General features: G+C 66.5%; 18 protein-coding genes. 6 read left to right on the top strand and 12 right to left on the bottom strand.

Annotated elements, in window-relative coordinates; translation table 11 throughout:
* Positions 1-2: 2 nt before the first annotated feature.
* The 3 genes from IEW58_RS04205 to trmD all read right to left on the bottom strand — a co-directional run bounded on the left by IEW58_RS04205 (position 3) and on the right by trmD (position 2563).
* On the bottom strand, positions 3-1028 hold the full coding sequence (locus IEW58_RS04205; RefSeq protein ID WP_188643978.1) for an aspartate-semialdehyde dehydrogenase: 1026 nt from the start codon (positions 1026-1028) through the stop codon (positions 3-5).
* A 426-nt stretch (positions 1029-1454) separates the two neighbouring features.
* Entirely contained in the window at positions 1455-1826 is a 372-nt protein-coding gene (gene rplS, locus IEW58_RS04200) for a 50S ribosomal protein L19 (protein ID WP_188643977.1), read from the bottom strand.
* Positions 1823-2563: a tRNA (guanosine(37)-N1)-methyltransferase TrmD gene (trmD, locus tag IEW58_RS04195; protein ID WP_188643976.1), complete on the bottom strand. Its 741-nt coding sequence runs from the start codon at positions 2561-2563 to the stop codon at positions 1823-1825. Before trmD ends, rplS begins: the two co-directional genes overlap by 4 nt.
* Before the next feature lie 40 nt (positions 2564-2603).
* Between trmD and IEW58_RS04190 the strand changes: the two genes are divergently transcribed.
* Positions 2604-3530: an NAD(P)/FAD-dependent oxidoreductase gene (locus IEW58_RS04190; protein WP_188643975.1), complete on the top strand. Its 927-nt coding sequence runs from the start codon at positions 2604-2606 to the stop codon at positions 3528-3530.
* Here the strand turns inward: IEW58_RS04190 and glmU are convergent.
* Complete coding sequence (gene glmU / locus IEW58_RS04185; RefSeq protein WP_188643974.1) at positions 3527-4882, bottom strand: bifunctional UDP-N-acetylglucosamine diphosphorylase/glucosamine-1-phosphate N-acetyltransferase GlmU; 1356 nt, start codon at positions 4880-4882, stop codon at positions 3527-3529. The two genes, IEW58_RS04190 and glmU, sit on opposite strands and share 4 nt — an antisense overlap.
* Before the next feature lie 60 nt (positions 4883-4942).
* Here glmU and IEW58_RS04180 point away from each other — a divergent pair, with 60 nt between their 5' ends.
* The gene (locus tag IEW58_RS04180; RefSeq protein ID WP_188643973.1) at positions 4943-5611 is read left to right on the top strand and encodes an HAD-IA family hydrolase; all 669 of its coding nucleotides are present in this window, start codon (positions 4943-4945) and stop codon (positions 5609-5611) included.
* 94 nt (positions 5612-5705) lie between these two features.
* Positions 5706-6638 (top strand): SDR family NAD(P)-dependent oxidoreductase, encoded by a 933-nt coding sequence (locus IEW58_RS04175; RefSeq protein WP_188643972.1) that lies wholly within the window; start codon positions 5706-5708, stop codon positions 6636-6638.
* A 20-nt stretch (positions 6639-6658) separates the two neighbouring features.
* Here the strand turns inward: IEW58_RS04175 and IEW58_RS04170 are convergent, their stop codons facing one another.
* Genes IEW58_RS04170 through IEW58_RS04155 form a run of 4 tightly spaced genes read right to left on the bottom strand, consistent with a single transcriptional unit; the run spans position 6659 to position 9670 of the window.
* Positions 6659-7024, bottom strand: coding sequence for a DUF2794 domain-containing protein (locus IEW58_RS04170; protein ID WP_188643971.1), 366 nt, complete (start codon positions 7022-7024; stop codon positions 6659-6661).
* Complete coding sequence (gene epsC, locus IEW58_RS04165) at positions 7021-7740, bottom strand: serine O-acetyltransferase EpsC (protein ID WP_188643970.1); 720 nt, start codon at positions 7738-7740, stop codon at positions 7021-7023. Before epsC ends, IEW58_RS04170 begins: the two co-directional genes overlap by 4 nt.
* A 28-nt stretch (positions 7741-7768) precedes the next feature.
* Positions 7769-8380 (bottom strand): P-loop NTPase family protein, encoded by a 612-nt coding sequence (locus tag IEW58_RS04160; RefSeq protein WP_188643969.1) that lies wholly within the window; start codon positions 8378-8380, stop codon positions 7769-7771.
* A gap of 12 nt (positions 8381-8392) precedes the next feature.
* On the bottom strand, positions 8393-9670 hold the full coding sequence (locus tag IEW58_RS04155) for a heavy-metal-associated domain-containing protein (RefSeq protein ID WP_188643968.1): 1278 nt from the start codon (positions 9668-9670) through the stop codon (positions 8393-8395).
* A 69-nt stretch (positions 9671-9739) separates the two neighbouring features.
* On the opposite strand from IEW58_RS04155, the gene purM reads away from it, so the two are divergent.
* Together purM and purN are read left to right on the top strand one after the other, a co-directional pair.
* Positions 9740-10846: a phosphoribosylformylglycinamidine cyclo-ligase gene (gene purM / locus IEW58_RS04150; protein WP_188643967.1), complete on the top strand. Its 1107-nt coding sequence runs from the start codon at positions 9740-9742 to the stop codon at positions 10844-10846.
* On the top strand, positions 10839-11813 hold the full coding sequence (gene purN, locus IEW58_RS04145; RefSeq protein ID WP_268237096.1) for a phosphoribosylglycinamide formyltransferase: 975 nt from the start codon (positions 10839-10841) through the stop codon (positions 11811-11813). Before purM ends, purN begins: the two co-directional genes overlap by 8 nt.
* A gap of 7 nt (positions 11814-11820) precedes the next feature.
* On the opposite strand, the gene IEW58_RS04140 is transcribed toward purN, so the two are convergent.
* The 4 genes from IEW58_RS04140 to IEW58_RS04125 all read right to left on the bottom strand — a co-directional run bounded on the left by IEW58_RS04140 (position 11821) and on the right by IEW58_RS04125 (position 14770).
* A complete protein-coding gene (locus tag IEW58_RS04140) occupies positions 11821-12261 on the bottom strand; it encodes a nuclear transport factor 2 family protein (protein ID WP_188643965.1) in 441 nt (146 codons plus the stop codon).
* Positions 12262-12345: 84 nt separating this feature from the next.
* Positions 12346-12768, bottom strand: coding sequence for a nucleoside-diphosphate kinase (ndk, locus tag IEW58_RS04135; RefSeq protein ID WP_188643964.1), 423 nt, complete (start codon positions 12766-12768; stop codon positions 12346-12348).
* 73 nt (positions 12769-12841) lie between these two features.
* On the bottom strand, positions 12842-13279 hold the full coding sequence (locus IEW58_RS04130; protein ID WP_188643963.1) for a DNA polymerase III subunit chi: 438 nt from the start codon (positions 13277-13279) through the stop codon (positions 12842-12844).
* Between the two features lie 36 nt (positions 13280-13315).
* On the bottom strand, positions 13316-14770 hold the full coding sequence (locus tag IEW58_RS04125) for a leucyl aminopeptidase (RefSeq protein ID WP_188643962.1): 1455 nt from the start codon (positions 14768-14770) through the stop codon (positions 13316-13318).
* Between the two features lie 102 nt (positions 14771-14872).
* Between IEW58_RS04125 and IEW58_RS04120 the strand changes: the two genes are divergently transcribed.
* Positions 14873-17206, top strand: coding sequence for an LPS-assembly protein LptD (locus tag IEW58_RS04120; RefSeq protein ID WP_188643961.1), 2334 nt, complete (start codon positions 14873-14875; stop codon positions 17204-17206).
* Positions 17207-17233: the final 27 nt, after the last annotated feature.

Below are 17233 nucleotides of genomic sequence, written 5' to 3'. Positions count from 1 at the left end.
GCTTACCCCTTTTGCAGGTATCGCCGGCCCAGAAGCTCGGCGATCTGCACCGCGTTGAGAGCCGCGCCCTTGCGCAGGTTGTCGGAGACACACCAGATGTTGAGGCCGTTTTCGACGGTCGGATCCTCCCGCACACGCGACACGAACGTTGCCGCATCGCCCACGCACTCGATCGGCGTGACGTATCCGCCATCCGCCCGTTTGTCGACCAGCATGACTCCGGGCGCCTCGCGCAGGATGTCCATGGCCTGCTCGGCCGATATCTCGCGCTCGAACTCCAGGTTGATGGCTTCGGAATGACCGACAAACACCGGCACCCGCACGCACGTCGCGGTCACTTTGACCTTCGGATCGAGGATCTTCTTGGTCTCGACGACCATCTTCCACTCTTCCTTCGTCGAACCGTCGTCGAGGAAGCTGTCGATGTGGGGGATCACATTGAAGGCGATCTGCTTGGTGAACTTCTTCGGCTCTGCCTGGTCGCCGACGAATATCGCGCGGCTCTGCTCGAACAGTTCATCCATGCCCGCCTTGCCGGCGCCGCTGACCGACTGGTAGGTCGAGACGACCACCCGCTTGATACCGGCAGCGTCGTGCAAGGGCTTGAGCGCGACCACCATCTGCGCGGTCGAGCAGTTCGGATTGGCGATGATATTGCGCTTTGAATAAGCGGCAATTGCGTCGGGATTGACCTCGGGCACGATGAGCGGAACGTCCGGATCCATGCGATAGAGCGAGGAGTTGTCGATCACGACGCAGCCTGCGGCCGCCGCCTTGGGCGCGTATTCTGCGGTCGGGCCGCTGCCAGCTGCAAACAATGCGATGTCCCAGCCCGCAAAATCGAAGTGCTCGAGATTGCGGCACTTGAGCATGCGCCCCGTATCGCCGAACTCGACTTCCATTCCCGTCGAGCGCGAGCTGGCCACAGCAGCTACCTCGTCGCATGGAAATTCGCGTTCAGCGAGTACCGCGAGCATTTCGCGTCCGACGTTGCCGGTCGCTCCGACAACTGCCACCCGGTATCCCACTGCCGTCTCCTTCGCACCTGCAATAAGCGCCGAGGTCTCTACGCCTCTCGCAGCAAAGCGCAACGGGCGGACAGGACAAGCGGTCCTGGGCCGTGGTTAAATCGCCGTTGACCCATTTCCTTGAGATTTGCCTAACGCGCGAGGCGCAGATTTGCCCGGCCGGTTGAAGGAAGCTCGCTTGCTTCGCTTGGCACCGGCATGGAACCCGGCCGCGTCAAAATAATTGCGAGCCGTCCGCCTTCGAGCGGGAGGATCCAGACGGCGTCGCAGGCCGTCTTGTCCTGACAGCATAATGCCTCGACTGGCGGGACGGCACCACTGGCCCCCCGGCGCCGTCCCGCCGCATTTTTTCCTCGGGGCAGCAAAAAGGGCGCTCCGGTTACCGAAGCGCCCCTGAATGCTTGCCGACACTTGCGGCGAGCGCCGTTACTGGCTCGCGGTGTCACGCCGTTCGGCGATGCGGGCGCGCTTGCCCGTCCGGCCGCGCAGGTAATAAAGCTTCGCGCGGCGCACGATGCCGCGGCGAACGACCGTCACGCTCTCGATGTTCGGCGAGTAGAGCGGAAACACGCGCTCCACGCCTTCGCCGAAGCTCATCTTGCGGACGGTGAAATTGCTGTTGATGCCCCGGTTCGAGCGCGCGATGCACACGCCTTCGAAGTTCTGGGTACGGGTGCGGGTGCCTTCGACCACGCGCACGCCCACGCGAACGGTATCGCCGGCGCGGAAAGCGGGGATTTCCTTCCCCTGGGTAAGAGCCTCGACGGCCTCGGCCTCGAGCGTCTGGATCAGGTTCACTGGTCCTTGTCCTTCGTTTCATGCCGCGCACCAGAGGCAGGTCGGCCCCGAACGCTACCATAGCGTTCCCAAAGGTCCGGCCTGCGTAGCCGAGTATCGGTTTCGGACATGGCCTTGCGCCAAGCCGCGACCTTCGCATGATCCCCCGATCGCAGCACTTCGGGGATCGTGCGCCCTTCCCATTCGAATGGTCGGGTATATTGCGGGTATTCGAGCAACCCTTCTTCGAAGGATTCCTCGGCCCCGCTCAAGGCCGCGCCCATTACGCCGGGAATGAGGCGAATGCAAGCGTCGAGCAAGGCAATGGCCGCTGGCTCTCCGCCCGACAGCACGATGTCGCCGAGCGACACTTGCTCGATGTGGGAACGCGCCTCGAACAGGCGTTCGTCGAACCCTTCGAACCGGCCGCACAGGATGACCGCGCCCGGTCCGCTTGCCAGATCGCGGACGCGCGCCTGGGTAAGCGGCGCACCGCGCGGCGTCATCGCGAGAATAGGCCGCTTATCGGCCACGCTGTCGACGGCGGCGGCGAGCACATTGGCCTTCAACACCATCCCCGCCCCGCCGCCCGCGGGCGTGTCATCGACTGTGCGGTGTTTGTCCTTCGCGAAATCGCGGATCTGCACCGTCTCGAGCGACCAGTCGCCGCGTTCGAGCGCGCGACCGGCGAGGGAAATACCGAGCGGGCCGGGAAACATCTCGGGATAGAGCGTTAAGACGGTGGCGGCGAAGGTCATTGCCCTCGCCCCATGCGCAAGCGCGGAGGGCATGGCAAGAATGACCGAAGACCAGACGCCGGACGATTGCATCATCATCGGCGCGGGTCCCGCCGGCCTGACGGCGGCGATCTACCTTGCGCGCTATCATCTTTCGATCCGCCTGTTCGATAGCGGGACCAGCCGCGCGGCGTGGATTCCCTGCACGCACAACCACGCCGGCTATCCTGACGGAATTGCGGGCAAGGAGCTGCTCGCCCGGATGCGCGAACAGGCGCGCAAATACGGCGCGATCCGCGAGGAGAAGCAGGTCGACCATCTCGCCAAGGTCGGCGACCACTTCATCGTCGGCACTGACAGCGGCACTTACCGCGCCCGCTCGGTGCTGCTGGCGACCGGGGTGGTCAACCGGCGGCCCGACGCGCTTCCGGACGAGGTCCACGATGAGGCGCTGGCCCGCGGGTTGTTGCGCTACTGCCCGGTCTGCGACGGCTACGAGGTGACCGACAAGCGCGTTGCCGTCATTGGATCGGGCAAGCACGGCACCGCGGAAGCGATTTTCCTGCGCGGGTTCACGAAAGACATCACGCTGGTCTGCCCGCAAGGCGATCACGATCTCGACGAAAATTGTTCGGCCCAGCTTGCGGATGCAGGAGTCGTGGTCGAGAACGGCCCCTGCGGCGGCTATGCAATCGAAGGCGAAAGGCTGGCGTTCGATACCGCCGACAAACGGCTCGCCTTCGACAGCGTGTATCCGGCGCTCGGGAGCCACGTGCGGTCAGAACTGATCGGCCTCATCGGCGCCCGCACGAGCGAGGACGGCTGCGTCATCACCGACGATCACTATGAAACCTCTATCCCCGGGCTCTTCGCCGCGGGCGACGTGGTCAAGGGCCTCGACCAGATAAGCAACGCCATGGGTCAGGCGGGAGTCGCGGCCACGACCATCCGCAACCATCTCGCCAGAGAAAAGCCGATCCGGCGCTAGGCTTTCTTTTCGGCCTTTTTCTTCTTCATCGTGTCGTGGAAACGGTCCGCCCAGCCGGGCTTCACAAGCTGTTCGGCGCGCACCATGCGAAGTTCGCCATCGGCGACATCGCGGCTGACCGCGCTGCCGGCCGCGACGATCGCATCCGCCCCGATCCTCACCGGAGCAATCAGCGCGCTGTTCGATCCGATGAAGGCACGCGGTCCGATGACCGTCTTATACTTGAAGTAGCCGTCGTAGTTGCAGGTAATGGTGCCCGCGCCGATGTTGGCGCCCGCGCCCACTTCCGCGTCGCCAAGGTACGTCAGGTGGTTGGCCTTGGCTCCTTCACCGAGAACCGCCTTTTTCATCTCGACGAAATTGCCGACCTTGGCGCCCCTCTCCATGACCGCGCCGGGGCGCAGCCGTGCGAAGGGGCCGACCTCGCATCCCTCGCCCACGATCGCGCCTTCGAGATGCGAGAAGCCGCGAATGGTCGCGCGGTCGGCGACCTTCACTCCGGGGCCGAAGACGACGCTCGGTTCGACCGTCACGTCACGGCCCAACTCGGTATCCCAGCTAAAGAAGACCGTCTCCGGCGCGCGGAGCGAGGCGCCGTTCGCCATCGCTTCCTCGCGCTTGAAATCCTGCCACTGCGCTTCGGCCCGCGCCAGTTCGGCGCGTGAGTTGATCCCGGCGACTTCGTTCGCATCGTCGGTGATCACCACCGCGCTCTTGCGTCCATCGGCCCGCGCGACGTTCACGACATCGACGAGGTAGTATTCGCCCGCTGCGTTGTCGTTGCCGACCCGGCCGAGCAGGTCGAACAGATCGTCCGCCCGCGCGGCCATCAGGCCCGAGTTGCACAGGCGGCACGCGCGCTCGGATTCGCTCGCATCCTTGTGCTCGACCATCTTCTCGATCGTGCCGTCGGCGCCGGCGATGACGCGGCCGTATTGCAACGTGTCCTTCGGCTCGAACCCCAGCACGACGATTGCAGGGGCATCGTCGGCATGCAGCCGGTCGAGCATCTTCCGCATCGTGGACGCGCGCACAAAAGGCACGTCGCCGTAGAGGATGAGGACATCGCCGCTGAAGCCCGCAAGGCTCGCCTGCGCCTGCTGCACGGCGTGTCCGGTGCCCAGCTGCGGTTCCTGCAGCGCGGTGACGGCGCGGCCGGAAACCGCGCCTTCGATCTGCTCTCGGCCGCTGCCGACGACGACCACGGTATGCTGCGGGCCAAGCTCGTCGACGCTCGCCATCAGGTGATGCAACATGGCTCGCCCGCCGATCGGGTGAAGGACCTTGTGCAGCGAGCTTTTCATGCGGGTGCCCTGCCCCGCGGCGAGGATGATGGCGGCGAAATCTCTCATTTGCGGGGCAATGGCACCAATTGGTTGCGGTTGGAAGAATGCAGGGTATCGCCACTGCCGATGACCCGCTTTCCATTCGACATCGTCGGTTTCGACCTCGACGGCACGCTCCTCGAGACCCACCGCGACCTCGGCGCCGCGGTCAACCACGCGCTCTCGGTGGGCGGGTTCGAACCGGTGCCGGTCGAGGGCATCGAGGACCTCATCGGAGGGGGCGCGAAGATGATGCTGAAGCGGGTCGTCGACAGCCGCGGGGGCCTGCCCGACGATGAATTCCGCGTGCTCTACAAAGCCTTGCTCGCGTTCTACGCGGAGAACAACTGCGTACACACCCGCGTGTACGAAGGTGCGAATGAAGCGCTCGATTTGCTCGCCGAACGCGGTGTTCGGCTGGCGCTGATCACCAACAAGTTCGAAAGCTTCGCCCGCACGATCCTGACGCAGCTCAACCTGGCCCGCCGTTTCGAGATCATCCTTGGCGGCGACACCCTGGGCAAGGGCCGGTCCAAGCCGGCGCCCGATCCGCTGATCGAGGCGCGCGCCCGGCTCGGCGGTGGACGCTTCGCCTATGTCGGCGACAGCAGCTACGATGTGCTCTCGGCCCGGGCCGCCGGGGTGCCGGTGGTGGTCGCGGGCTATGGATATTGCGACCTTCCGCCTGACGAACTGGGCGGCGATGCGGTCATCCAGTCGCTCGACGAATTGATACCGACGCTCGAAAGCATCTAGCCCGGTTGCATCGCGCCACGGATGGTGCCAACGCCGGGGCGCTACTTTACGGGCGCGTAAACCTCATGCGCCGTCAACTCGGGAGAACACTGCCATGACCATCTCGTTCAAGGACAAGGTCGCCATCGTCACCGGCGCCGGCGGCGGGCTGGGCCGCGAATACGCGCTCGAACTGGCGCGGCGCGGCGCGAAGGTGGTGGTCAACGATCTCGGCGGCGCGCGCGACGGCACCGGCCATTCGGACATGGCGCTCAAGGTCGTCGAGGAAATCGAGAAGATGGGCGGCGAGGCGATGTCGAACGGCGGCAGCGTCACCGAGTACGACCAGATGGAAAAGATGGTCGCCGACGCCAAGCAGAAGTGGGGCGGCGTCCACATCCTGATCAACAACGCCGGCGTGCTGCGCGACAAGACTTTCGCCAAGATGACGCCGGAAGACTTCGAGTTCGTGCTCAAGGTACACCTCACCGGCAGCGCGTTCGTGACCAAGGCGTGCTGGGAACTGATGCGCGAGCAGGCCTATGGCCGTATCCTCATGACCGCGTCTTCGACCGGCCTGTTCGGCAACTTCGGCCAGGCCAACTACGGCGCTGCGAAGCTCGGCCTCGCGGGTCTGACCAAGACGCTCCAGCTCGAAGGCGCGAAGTACAACATCAAGGTCAACACGCTCTCGCCGGTGGCGGGCACCCGCATGACCGAGGACCTGTTCCCCGAGCAGGCATTCAAGATGTTCGGGCCGGAGAACGTCGTTCCCGCCGCTCTCTTCCTCGTCAGCGAAGACGCGCCGACCAATGCCATCGTCGGCGCGGGCGCGGGCGGCTTCCACTCCGCCTGGGTGATGATGAACGACGCCGTCTGGCTGCCCGAAAACGAGCGGACGGTCGAAGGCTTCGCCGCGCACTGGGACGAGATCTCGGCCCAGACCAACCTGCATGCGCCCAATTCGGGCTCCGAGCAGTCGGGCGCGATCCTCAAGGCTATGCAGAAAGTCATGGGCGACGCCGCACCCAAGAGCACGCGCGGCTGACCCGCTACGGTGGGCGGCTGCTATTCGCCCACCGCCTTCAGCAGGCGCCGCTCGACCGGGGCGAGCACACCGGCAAGCTCGTGCCCGCGCTTCAGCACCTGGCCGTGCTCGCCGAACAGGGTCCACATGCCCTGACGGGCGCGCAGCGCGGGGCGCTTCTCGATCCGCGCCTGGGGCCGCTCTGCCGTGCGGCGGAAGGCGGCGAAGGTCGCGTACTCCTTCGTGAAGTCCATCGCATAATCGCGCCATTCCCCCGCCGCGACCATCCGGCCATAAAGGTCGAGAATGCGCGAAAGCTCCTCCCGCGCGAAACCGACCTGGCTGGGGGCACGACCCGGAAAAGGCAGCACCACGCCGGTCGGCGAAGCGCCTGCACCCGGCTTCATCCGCGCTTGGCTCCGCTGCGCCGGGCGGCGGGAGCCTTTTCAGGTGCGGCCTTCGCCGGCAGGGCAGCCTTCAGCTGGGCGATCTCGGCCTTGAGCGCGCCCAGTTCGGTTTCCAGTTTCTCGACGCAATCGCGGCTGGGGGCGCAGGGTTCGTCGCAGGGCGTCCCATAGGGGATGAACTCCTTCAGCCACTGGTCGGCGGGGACAAGCGTGGAGCGGGCCTTGAGGCCGATCATCGTCGCGCCTTCGGGCACTTCGTCGGTCACCACGGCATTGGCGCCGATGCGCGCGCGGGCGCCAAGCGTGATCGGGCCGATAACCTGCGCGCCGGAACCGATGATCACGTTGTCGCGCACCGTCGGGTGCCGCTTTCCCCCCACGCCGTTAGTGGGATTGGTGCCGCCCAGCGTGACGCACTGGTAGATGGTGACGTTGTCCCCGATCTCGGCGGTTTCGCCGATGACGGTGAAGCCGTGGTCGATGAACAGGTTCTTCCCGATCACCGCGCCCGGATGGATGTCGATCGCGGTCAGGAAGCGGCTGAAATGGTTGACCAGCCGCGCGAGGAAATAGAGCTTCGCCTCATACAGCCAGTGCGCCACCCGGTGGAGGCCAACCGCGAGCACGCCGGGATAAAGCAGGATTTCCCATCGCGTGCGCGGTGCGGGATCGCGCGCACGGATGGAGTCGAGGTACTCGGTCAGGCGATCCAGCATTGCCTTCAAGACTCCCACCAATCGCGCTTCAAAGCAAGCGCGGCTGCTCGGCCCCCTGCACCTCCTCCAACGCGTCGCGCCAGACCGACAGCGTCGGCGGTGTCTTGCGTTCAAGGCTCAGCCGGTCGATCGCGGAAACGACCTGCTCGATCGCGCCGAAACTGCGCTCGAGCCGGGGAACGAGATAGGTAAGCGCGCCTTCCCCGAGCGCAAGGGAACGCGCCTGCGCGTGGGCATCGATCAGCGCGGCGATCATCTCATCGTCGGGCAGTCCGATGGCAAGGTGAAGAGCCGCGCCGAGCCGGCTGCGCAGATCGGGCAGCGCGATGTCCCACTGATCGCTGCCGGTGATCAGCAGCAAGGGACGGCCGCTCTCCTGCGCGGCGTTCCACCGGTGGAAGAGCGCGACTTCCTCGCAGCGGTCCGCATCGTCGACGATCTCGATCCCGTGGCGTCCTTCGGCCCAGCGGGCGAGCAGCGACTTGCCGCTCCGCGGTGGCCCGGCCAGGATCGCGGTGCGGAATGGCCAGGCGGAAGGATCGCCCAGCGCCTCGATCACAGCGCGGTTGGCGTTGCCGACGACGATCCGCGCCGGGTCGTCCGCCCGCCGCGTGGTCAGCGGCAGCGCAATCTGGCTCACCCTGCCCCTGTCCTACCGGCTGATGGACAACGTGTTGCCGGACTGGCGCACATTGTAACCGCGCGCCTTCAGCGCCGCCGCGAGCCCCGCGGCATCGCCGGCGAAGCTGACGTTCATCACCGAGACGCCGCCGATCGCAGTGCTGGTGACCGCCCCGCCGCGTACCCCGATAGCGGCCCGGATCGATGCGACCGCCCCTTCGAACGCGGCTGCATCCGGAGACGGGAACTGCACGGTGAAGCTGTTGACCACGGCGGGAGCGCCGGTTTCGGATGGCGTGGGAGCAGGCGAGGCGGCAACGTCGTTCGCCGCCGCCGCGGCTGCCCGCGCTCGCTCCTGCGCGTCCGCTGCGCGGCCAAGCTCTATCAGCCGCTGGATGGCAGGATCGATCTGCGGGGTGCCCAGGTTGAGCGTGGGATCGGGCTTGAGCTTCCCGTCGTTCAGCGCCTGCTCGTACATCGAATTCAGCCGCAGGACTGCCTGGTCGAGCATCCTGGGCAGTGCCGCCTGGCTGGGCGCTGTCATCGAGAAGCTGCCCAGGAAAGTGTCGTCCGGACCGTACCGCGCGGTAAACGTTCCGCGGACCGGACCGCCGGGATACTGGTAATCCAGATCGGCAATCGCGATCAGCACGTCGCTCGCGCCGAACTGATCGAGGACGTTGCGCCACCAGGTGCGGCTGCGGCGAGTGGTCTGGCCATATGTCACCAGCAGCGAATCGCTGCCCGCTCCGGTGGGTCGGACATAATCGATCCGGCTGGCGCCCGGCTGGTACTCGGCCCACGCGCGCTGCCAGGGATTGCGAATCTCGTACACGGTCTGCGTCCCGCCGGTCACCAGCACGGGGACGAGCAGGAGCGGAGCCGAATGCTGCACCGCCTCGCCCCGCCCGAGCAGGCCTCCGGCACGCGCCCGGTCGAACACGACGCCGAGCCGCGCGATATACCGGTTGGCTCCCAGTTCCTCGCTCTCGATGACAACGGACGATACCATCGAATAGAGCTGGCCATCGGGAATGGCCGGCCCGCCGATCTTCTTCCAGGCGAGCTTCATCGCCTCGCGCCAGCCCTCCTCGCGCGCTTCTTCCGCAGTCTTGGCGGTAACGTCGACCTCCACACCGCCAACCTGGATATCGCCCGATGCGGCCACCGGCGCGATGCCGCGGTCGCCCGCGATCTGCGCGATCAGCGCCTGTGCGCCGAGCGCGGCGAGGACGATCGCGGCAAGCGCGACAACGGCGATCAGGGCGGCGCGGCGCGGATCGCGTGGGAGGGTGGGTGAACTGGCCATAGGGGAAAACGGGGGCCTTTTGCCGAAACGGTCATGGAAATCCAAGCGCGATGTCACTAGGCGAGCGCAATGAGCGACGACACACGCCGCAACAACTCGTACACTTATGCCGGATCAGGCGTGTCCATCGATGCCGGCAACGCGCTGGTGCGCGCGATCGCGCCGCTGGCGAAGGCCACCGCACGGCCAGGCGCGACTAGCGAGCTGGGCGGATTCGGCGGCTTCTTCGATCCGAAAGCGGCGGGTTACAGCGACCCGCTGCTGGTGGCCGCCAACGATGGGGTCGGCACCAAGCTGAAGCTCGCGATCGAGCATGACCGGCACGATACCGTGGGCATCGATCTCGTCGCGATGTGCGTCAACGACCTGATCGTGCAGGGCGCCGAGCCGCTGTTCTTCCTCGACTACTTCGCTACCGGAAAGCTGGAGAACGGCATTGCCGAGCGCGTGATCGCGGGCATCGCCGAGGGCTGCAAGCAGGCGGGCTGCGCGCTGATCGGCGGGGAAACCGCCGAGATGCCGGGCATGTACCAGGCAGGGGACTACGACCTCGCGGGTTTCTGCGTCGGCGCGGTCGAGCGCGGAGAGCAGGTTACCGGAGACAAGGTCGCGCCAGGCCACGTCCTGCTCGGACTCGCCAGCAGCGGCGTGCACTCGAACGGCTATTCGCTCGTGCGGCGCCTGGCGGCTGACAAGGGCTGGCGGATGGACCGCCCCGCCCTGTTCGATCCAGAGACGCTGCTGGTCGACGCGCTTTCCGCTCCGACCCGGATTTACGTGAAAGCCTTGTTGCCGCTGGTCCGCGCGGGCAGGATCGACGCGCTGGCGCACATCACCGGCGGCGGGCTGCTCGAGAACATTCCCCGCGTGCTGCCGGACGGCGCCCACGCGGTGATCGACGCCGATGCCTGGGCCCAGCCGGGCCTCATGGCGTTCCTGCAGGCGCAGGGCGCGATCGAACCGGCGGAAATGGCGCGCACCTTCAACTGCGGTGTGGGCATGGTGCTCGCCGTCACGCCCGACCTGGCGCGCGAAGTGGCGGCGGAACTGGAGGCGGAAGGCGAAGGCGTCACGCGCATCGGCGAGGTGATCGCAGGGCCCAGGGGCTGCACCGTGCGCGGCAGCGCGGGCACCTGGAGCGCGCGCGAAGCGTGGGAAGCGCGGCACCTTGCCTGACGAGGGGCCCGCGCGGCGGCGACCCGCGCGAGTCGCCGTCCTGATTTCCGGCAGCGGCACCAACATGGCCGCGCTCCTCTACGCCAGCCGGCTGGAAGGGACGGCCTACGAAATCGTGCTCGTCGCCAGCAACGATCCGCGTGCGCCCGGCCTGCGGCTTGCCCAAGCGGAGGGCGTGGCGACCTTCGCGCTCGACCATCGGGGCATGTCCCGCCCCGATCACGACGCAGCAATGCATGATGCGGTGGAGGCCAGCGGCGCCGAGTACGTCGCGCTTGCCGGTTACATGCGGGTGCTGGGCAGCGAGTTCGTAGCCCGCTGGAAGGGCCGGCTGCTCAACGTCCACCCATCGCTTTTGCCCAAATACCGCGGCCTCCATACGCACCGCGCTGCGCTGGAGGCGGGCGACACGTGGGCCGGGTGCAGCGTGCACCTGGTGACGGACGAGCTCGACGCGGGCGAAGTTCTTGGCCAGGCGTCGGTCGCGGTGCTGCCCGACGACGACGAGGAGACCCTCGCCGCCCGCGTGCGGATCGCCGAACACCAGCTCTATCCGCGGATCCTGAACGGGTATGTCTCCCGCCCCTACCACGCCGAGTGGCTGACCGCGCAGGTCCGCGAGCGGGCGCTGGCACAGCCGCAAAGCGAGGAGACCGTCAGCCACGGCATGGCCTGCTTCGGCATCGTGAAAGGCAAGAGGTTCGCCTGGGTGTCATCCGACCATCACGGCGACGGTAAGACGGCCTTGCTGGTGCGGGTCAGCGGACCGGACGAGCAGGCGCAGCTGATCGAGAACGATCCCGAGCGATACTACCGGCCCGCCTATTTCGGTGCGGACTGGATCGCCATCCGCCTCGATCTGGGCGACACGGATTGGGAAGACATAGATGGCTGGCTGGCGCGCAGCTGGCGCACGGTGGCGCCCCGCAGGCTGACGAGCCTCATCGACGCCGCCGACGAGTTCTAAGACCGCCTCAGGATGAGCCCGGCTTAGCCGGCGCGCGGTCCGACATGTCGACTGTCGCTTCGGGTGAGTAGGTGCGATTGAGCGGCGGCGGGCCGCCTTCGGCCCAGGCCTGCCATTCGGCGAGCAGTCCGTCCTCGCACCGCGCGCGCCACACGGCCCTGCGGCGACCGACTTCGGGATTGTCGCTGGTAACCCAGCCGCGCATCAATGCGAACGGATCGCTGAAGCTGATCGATTCGACCTCGATCCCGAAGCCGGGATCGCTCGCGAACAGGAGCCTGGCGCCTTCGATCACCTGTTCGCGGCCAGTCACGCCTTCGCGCCAGCTGTCGATGTAGGTGAAATCCGCGGTGACTAGCGCGCGCATGGCGTCGGCGTCATGCGCGTTCACGGCCGCGACGAACTTCTCGGCCAAAGCCTTGCATTTCTGTCCGCGACGCCAAAGCATCCGCAGCCAGTAGCACGGGGACGCCCGAAAGCGCCACCCGCATTGCTACCCTCGTAAAGCGAAGTCCGTCGTAACGCGACAGGATTAGCCGACAATTTCTTCCGGCTTGAAGAAATAATCAATCTCGATGCGCGCGTTTTCTTCCGAATCGGACCCGTGGACCGAATTGGCTTCGATGCTCTCGGCGAGCTCCTTGCGGATGGTGCCGGGGGCTGCGTCGGCAGGGTTGGTCGCGCCCATGATGTCGCGATTACGCTTCACGGCGTCTTCGCCCTCAAGGACCTGCACCACCACCGGACCGCTGGTCATGAAATCGCACAGCTCGCCGAAGAAGGGGCGCTCCTTGTGGACGGCGTAGAAGCCCTCGGCCTGTTCGCGGGTCATCTTGATGCGCTTCGAACCTACGACGCGAAGGCCCGCATCCTCGAGCATCTTGGTGACCGCGCCGGTCAGGTTGCGGCGGGTGGCATCGGGCTTGATGATCGAAAATGTGCGGGTAACCGCCATGGGAAAGATCCTTGCAATGAGGGTGTGGGGAGTTGCGCGCGCCCCTAGCGATGCGCCGCCTGCCACGCAAGGGTCAGACCTTCTTCACCCACTTGCCATCTTCCTGCGCGAAATAGGCGCGGGTCACGTCCTCCCGCCCGTCGAATTGCCGCCAGACCTTGCGGGCCTCCGCGACCTCGTTCTGGCCAAACAGTAGGATGGTGCGGTCGAACGCCTCGCCTCCTTCGCGCCATTTGCCATCGGCGAGGATAGCGAAGCGGGCGCCGTTGGCGGACGTGCAGGTATCGGACAGGAGGATCGGCTGGCGTTCGGCGTGGGGATCGCCGCTCTCTCCGTTGGCGAGGAACGCCTCGGGGCTCGCCTCCCACAAGGCGCGGATGGTGGCGGCGCGCCGCTCGGCATCGCCGTCCACCACCAGCACTCGCTGGCCGTCCTTGATCGCACGCTCGGCAATCAGAACGACGATGCGCTCAACCGGCCCCTGCGAGTACTGCCAGAAATCGAGCTGCATTATCTCGCCACCTGTGGCCGAAGCACTCGCCCTCGATCAGCTTTCGAGCACGTCGCGCACATAGCGGTCGATCAGGCGCACGCCATAACCGGTCGCGCCCTTGTCCCACGTCGCGCCCGGCTTGGACGACCAGACCATGCCCGCGATGTCGCAGTGTGCCCATGGGCGCCCCTTGTCGATGAAGCGCTGGAGGAACTGCGCCGCGGTGATCGAACCGCCTTCGCGCGGGCCGATGTTCTTCATGTCGGCGATCGGGGAATCGATCAGCTTGTCGTAGGCGGGGCCGAGCGGCATCCGCCACAGCTTGTCGCCCGTTTCGCGCCCGGCTTTCAGCATCGCTTCGGCAAGAGTATCATCGTTCGAGAAGATGCCGCCCTGCTCGGTGCCCAGGCTGATGATCATTGCCCCGGTCAGGGTCGCGAGATCGACGATCGCCACCGGGTCATGCTCCTTCTGCACCCAGCACAGCGCGTCGCACAGAACCAGGCGGCCTTCGGCGTCGGTGTTGAGCACCTCGACCGTCTGCCCGCTCATCGTGGTGACGACGTCGCCCGGGCGCATTGCCTTGCCGTCTGGCATGTTCTCGACGAGGCCCATGACGCCGACGACGTTCGCCTTCGCCTTGCGCCGCGCCAGCGCCAGCATGGCCCCGGCGACCGCGCCGGCGCCGCCCATGTCCCACTTCATGTCTTCCATGCCCGGTCCGGGCTTGATGGAGATGCCGCCGGTATCGAACGTGACGCCCTTGCCCACGAAGGCCATCGGACGGGCGCCCTTCTCTCCCCCGTTCCACTTGACCGCCAGCAGTCGCGAGGGACGTTCGGAGCCCTGGCCCACACCGAGCAGCGCCCCCATGCCCAGCGCGGTCATCTCCTCTACGCCGAGAACGGTGACTTCCAGCCCGGCTTCCTCGAACCGGCCGCGCACGCGCTCGACGAACGATTCGGGGTAGATGACGTTCGCCGGCTCGGTCACCAGTTCGCGGGTCAGCTCGATGCCGTCCGCCAAAGCGGCCGCATCGGCCCAGGCCGCTTCGCTGCCCTCAGGCGCGCCGACCACCACAACGCGGGTGAGCGTGATCTTCTGCTCGTCCTTCATGCGCGTGCGATAGACATCGTAACGCCATGCGCGCAGGCGCAGGCCCATCACGACCGCGGCGACTTCCTCGACGGCCAGGCCGTCAGCTTCGATCGCCAGCGATTCGGCACCCGAGCAAAGGAACTTGGCGGCCAGCGCGCCGCCGGCCTTTTCGAGATTGGCAAGGCGGCCTTCGTCGCCCTTCTCCCCAGCGCCGGCCAAAACGGCGCGGACCACTTCGCCGCCACGTTCGGCAAAACCGTCGAACACCTGACCCGCCCGCCCCTTGAACCGCGCGGCCCGGGCGCCCGCGGCCAGCGTGGGCTCGAAGCCCTCGGGCAGGACATCCTGATCGACCACCCGGACGACGATGGTTGTTCCGGCAGGGACGGTGGAGGCGAATTCGATCTTCATGAAAACTCCGGCAAAGGCTTGGTCCGAACGGTTCGGCGCAGCGAAACGGCAGGGGCGGCGATGGCGATTGCGATTAGGCGGCAGTGCTGCGATAGGCAAGCGATGCTCCCCGCTCCGACCGGTTCGCAGCAAGCCACGCCACGCCGCTTGTTCCGCTGCGCTGCGAGCGCGATTGCGCTGTCGCTCGCGCTGATGGTTGCGCCTGCGATGGCCCAGGATGGACCGGCTTCCGGCATGGGCACTCCGCAAGAGCCGCAGGGCGAGCCGCCTTCGCTCTCGACCCCGGTTCAGCCGGTCGACGAAGCAAGCTTGCCGCCCGCGCCCACGGGAGAGCGGCAGATCAATTTCGAGGCGAACGAGGTCGCCTACGACAACAATGCCGATACCGTCACCGCTTCGGGGAATGTCGTGCTCAGGAGCGAAGACCGCTCGGTTCGCGCCGACCAGGTCACCTGGAGCCGGACGACCGGCCAGATCGTCGCCAGCGGCGACGTGCGCTTCGTCGACGAGGACGGCAACCAGCTCTACACCAGCCGCATCGAGCTGACCGACAAGTTCGAGGCCGGGGCGATGGAGGACCTGCTTCTGGCCCTGCGCGAAGGCGGGCGGCTGGCTGCCGCAACCGGGTCGCGGCAGGCGGACGGCACCATCGAGCTTACTCGCGCCGCGTACACCGGGTGCGAGGTGGTCACGCCTGACGGCTGTCCCAAGGAGCCGAGCTGGCGGATCACCGCGGACCGCGTCGTCTACTCTCCGGCCGACAAGCGGGTCCGCTTCCGCGGCGCCTATCTCGAGCTGTTCGGGGCGCGTCTCCTGCCGCTGCCAGGTTTGGCAATCCGGACCGACGGACGTCCAGTCTCGGGCTTTCTCGTCCCCGACGTGCAGCTTTCGGAAAACAACGGATTCGAAGTCAGCGGCAGCTATTACTTCAACCTCGCGCCGAACAAGGACCTAACGGTCAGCGCCTATGCGTTCACCGATGCGCCGCCGATGGCCAGCGCGCAGTGGCGGCACCTGACCGACAAGGGTGCGTACCAGGTAACCGGGTACGGCACGGTCAGCCGCCGGTTCGATCCGACCACCGCGATGCCTGCGCCGGAGGACGAGTTCCGCGGATACATCTTCAGCAACGGCCGCTTCCAGTTCAATCCCAACTGGAACGCGAATTTTTCGTTGAGGAGGGCAACCGACCGGACCTTCCTGCGCCGGTACGACATCAGCCGCGACGATCGCCTGCGCTCGATGATCGAAGTGGAGCGGATCGATCCGGATTCGTACCTCGCCATCTCCGGCTTCGCCACGCAGACCCTCCGGCTGGGCCTGCCGCAGGGACAGGTGCCGATCGCGCTGCCGCTGATCGACTACCGCAAGCGTTTCGACGACCCGTTCCTGGGCGGGAAAGTCGAACTTATGGCCAACAGCCTCGCTCTGTACCGTCCCGAAGGGCAGGACACGCAGCGTGCGCTGGCCGGCGCGCGCTGGGACTTCCGGCGCATCACCGGCTGGGGCCAGTTGATCACGCTGACCGCGCTTGTCCGCGGTGACGTCTATCACTCGGACGAAAACGGCCTCACCGCGACGGCTATCTATCGCGGCAACCCGGGGTGGGAAACCCGCGGGGTCGCGCTCGCCGCAGCGGATATCGAGTGGCCGCTCGTCGGGCATTTCCTGGGGGGCACCCAGGTGCTCACTCCGCGGGTCCAGCTGGTTCTCAGTCCGAAGATCAAGAACCTGGCGATTCCTAACGAGGATTCGCGCGCGATCGACCTGGAGGATTCCAACCTTTTCGCGCTCAACCGCTTCCCCGGATACGACCGGATCGAGGATCGGCCGCGGATCACCTACGGGGTGGACTGGGAATTCACGCGCCCGAACTGGCGGATCAGCACGACCGTCGGCCAGTCGTACCGGCTGAACAACGGCGGCTCGATCCTGCCCGACGGGACCGGCCTGTCCGAGCGCGTCTCCGACTTCGTCGGCCGAACGGACATCCGTTACAGGGATTTCGTCAAGCTGACTCACCGCTTCCGCCTCGACAAGGACAACTTTGCCGTGCGCCGGAACGAGATCGACGCGACCGTGGGATCGAGTCGCACTTATGCCGAGGTCGGCTACCTGCGCCTCAACCGCGACATTTCCCCCACCATCGAAGACCTGCGCGACCGCGAGGAAATGCGAGTGGCCGCGCGGGTCGCGTTCGCCCGTTACTGGTCGGTGTTCGGCGCTGGCGTGTTCAACCTGACCGACCGGACCGAGGATCCCACCTTCTCCTCCGACGGCTTCGACCCGATCCGCACCCGCCTGGGCCTTGCCTACCAGGACGATTGCCTCGAGATGGGAGTGACCTGGCGCCGCGACTATCTCGACCAGGGCGACGCGCGGCGCGGCAATACCTTCCAGCTCTATTTCGCCCTGCGCAATCTCGGCTTCCGCTAGGCCGTTGGCAGCATGGCGCAAACGCGC

Source organism: Tsuneonella deserti (assembly GCF_014644315.1).
GTDB classification, from domain to species: domain Bacteria; phylum Pseudomonadota; class Alphaproteobacteria; order Sphingomonadales; family Sphingomonadaceae; genus Tsuneonella; species Tsuneonella deserti.
This window is presented reverse-complemented; position numbering and strand designations above follow the sequence as displayed.

What these genes read in the sequence shown, in the direction of transcription:
- trmD (WP_188643976.1), bottom strand. Translation starts at nt 2,563, where the DNA reads ATGACCTTCGCCGCCACCGTCTTAACGCTCTATCCCGAGATGTTTCCC.
- IEW58_RS04190 (WP_188643975.1), top strand. Translation starts at nt 2,604, where the DNA reads ATGACCGAAGACCAGACGCCGGACGATTGCATCATCATCGGCGCGGGT.
- glmU (WP_188643974.1), bottom strand. Translation starts at nt 4,882, where the DNA reads ATGAGAGATTTCGCCGCCATCATCCTCGCCGCGGGGCAGGGCACCCGC.
- IEW58_RS04180 (WP_188643973.1), top strand. Translation starts at nt 4,943, where the DNA reads ATGACCCGCTTTCCATTCGACATCGTCGGTTTCGACCTCGACGGCACG.
- IEW58_RS04175 (WP_188643972.1), top strand. Translation starts at nt 5,706, where the DNA reads ATGACCATCTCGTTCAAGGACAAGGTCGCCATCGTCACCGGCGCCGGC.
- IEW58_RS04170 (WP_188643971.1), bottom strand. Translation starts at nt 7,024, where the DNA reads ATGAAGCCGGGTGCAGGCGCTTCGCCGACCGGCGTGGTGCTGCCTTTT.
- epsC (WP_188643970.1), bottom strand. Translation starts at nt 7,740, where the DNA reads ATGCTGGATCGCCTGACCGAGTACCTCGACTCCATCCGTGCGCGCGAT.
- IEW58_RS04155 (WP_188643968.1), bottom strand. Translation starts at nt 9,670, where the DNA reads ATGGCCAGTTCACCCACCCTCCCACGCGATCCGCGCCGCGCCGCCCTG.
- purM (WP_188643967.1), top strand. Translation starts at nt 9,740, where the DNA reads ATGAGCGACGACACACGCCGCAACAACTCGTACACTTATGCCGGATCA.
- IEW58_RS04140 (WP_188643965.1), bottom strand. Translation starts at nt 12,261, where the DNA reads ATGCTTTGGCGTCGCGGACAGAAATGCAAGGCTTTGGCCGAGAAGTTC.
- ndk (WP_188643964.1), bottom strand. Translation starts at nt 12,768, where the DNA reads ATGGCGGTTACCCGCACATTTTCGATCATCAAGCCCGATGCCACCCGC.
- IEW58_RS04130 (WP_188643963.1), bottom strand. Translation starts at nt 13,279, where the DNA reads ATGCAGCTCGATTTCTGGCAGTACTCGCAGGGGCCGGTTGAGCGCATC.
- IEW58_RS04125 (WP_188643962.1), bottom strand. Translation starts at nt 14,770, where the DNA reads ATGAAGATCGAATTCGCCTCCACCGTCCCTGCCGGAACAACCATCGTC.
- IEW58_RS04120 (WP_188643961.1), top strand. Translation starts at nt 14,873, where the DNA reads ATGCTCCCCGCTCCGACCGGTTCGCAGCAAGCCACGCCACGCCGCTTG.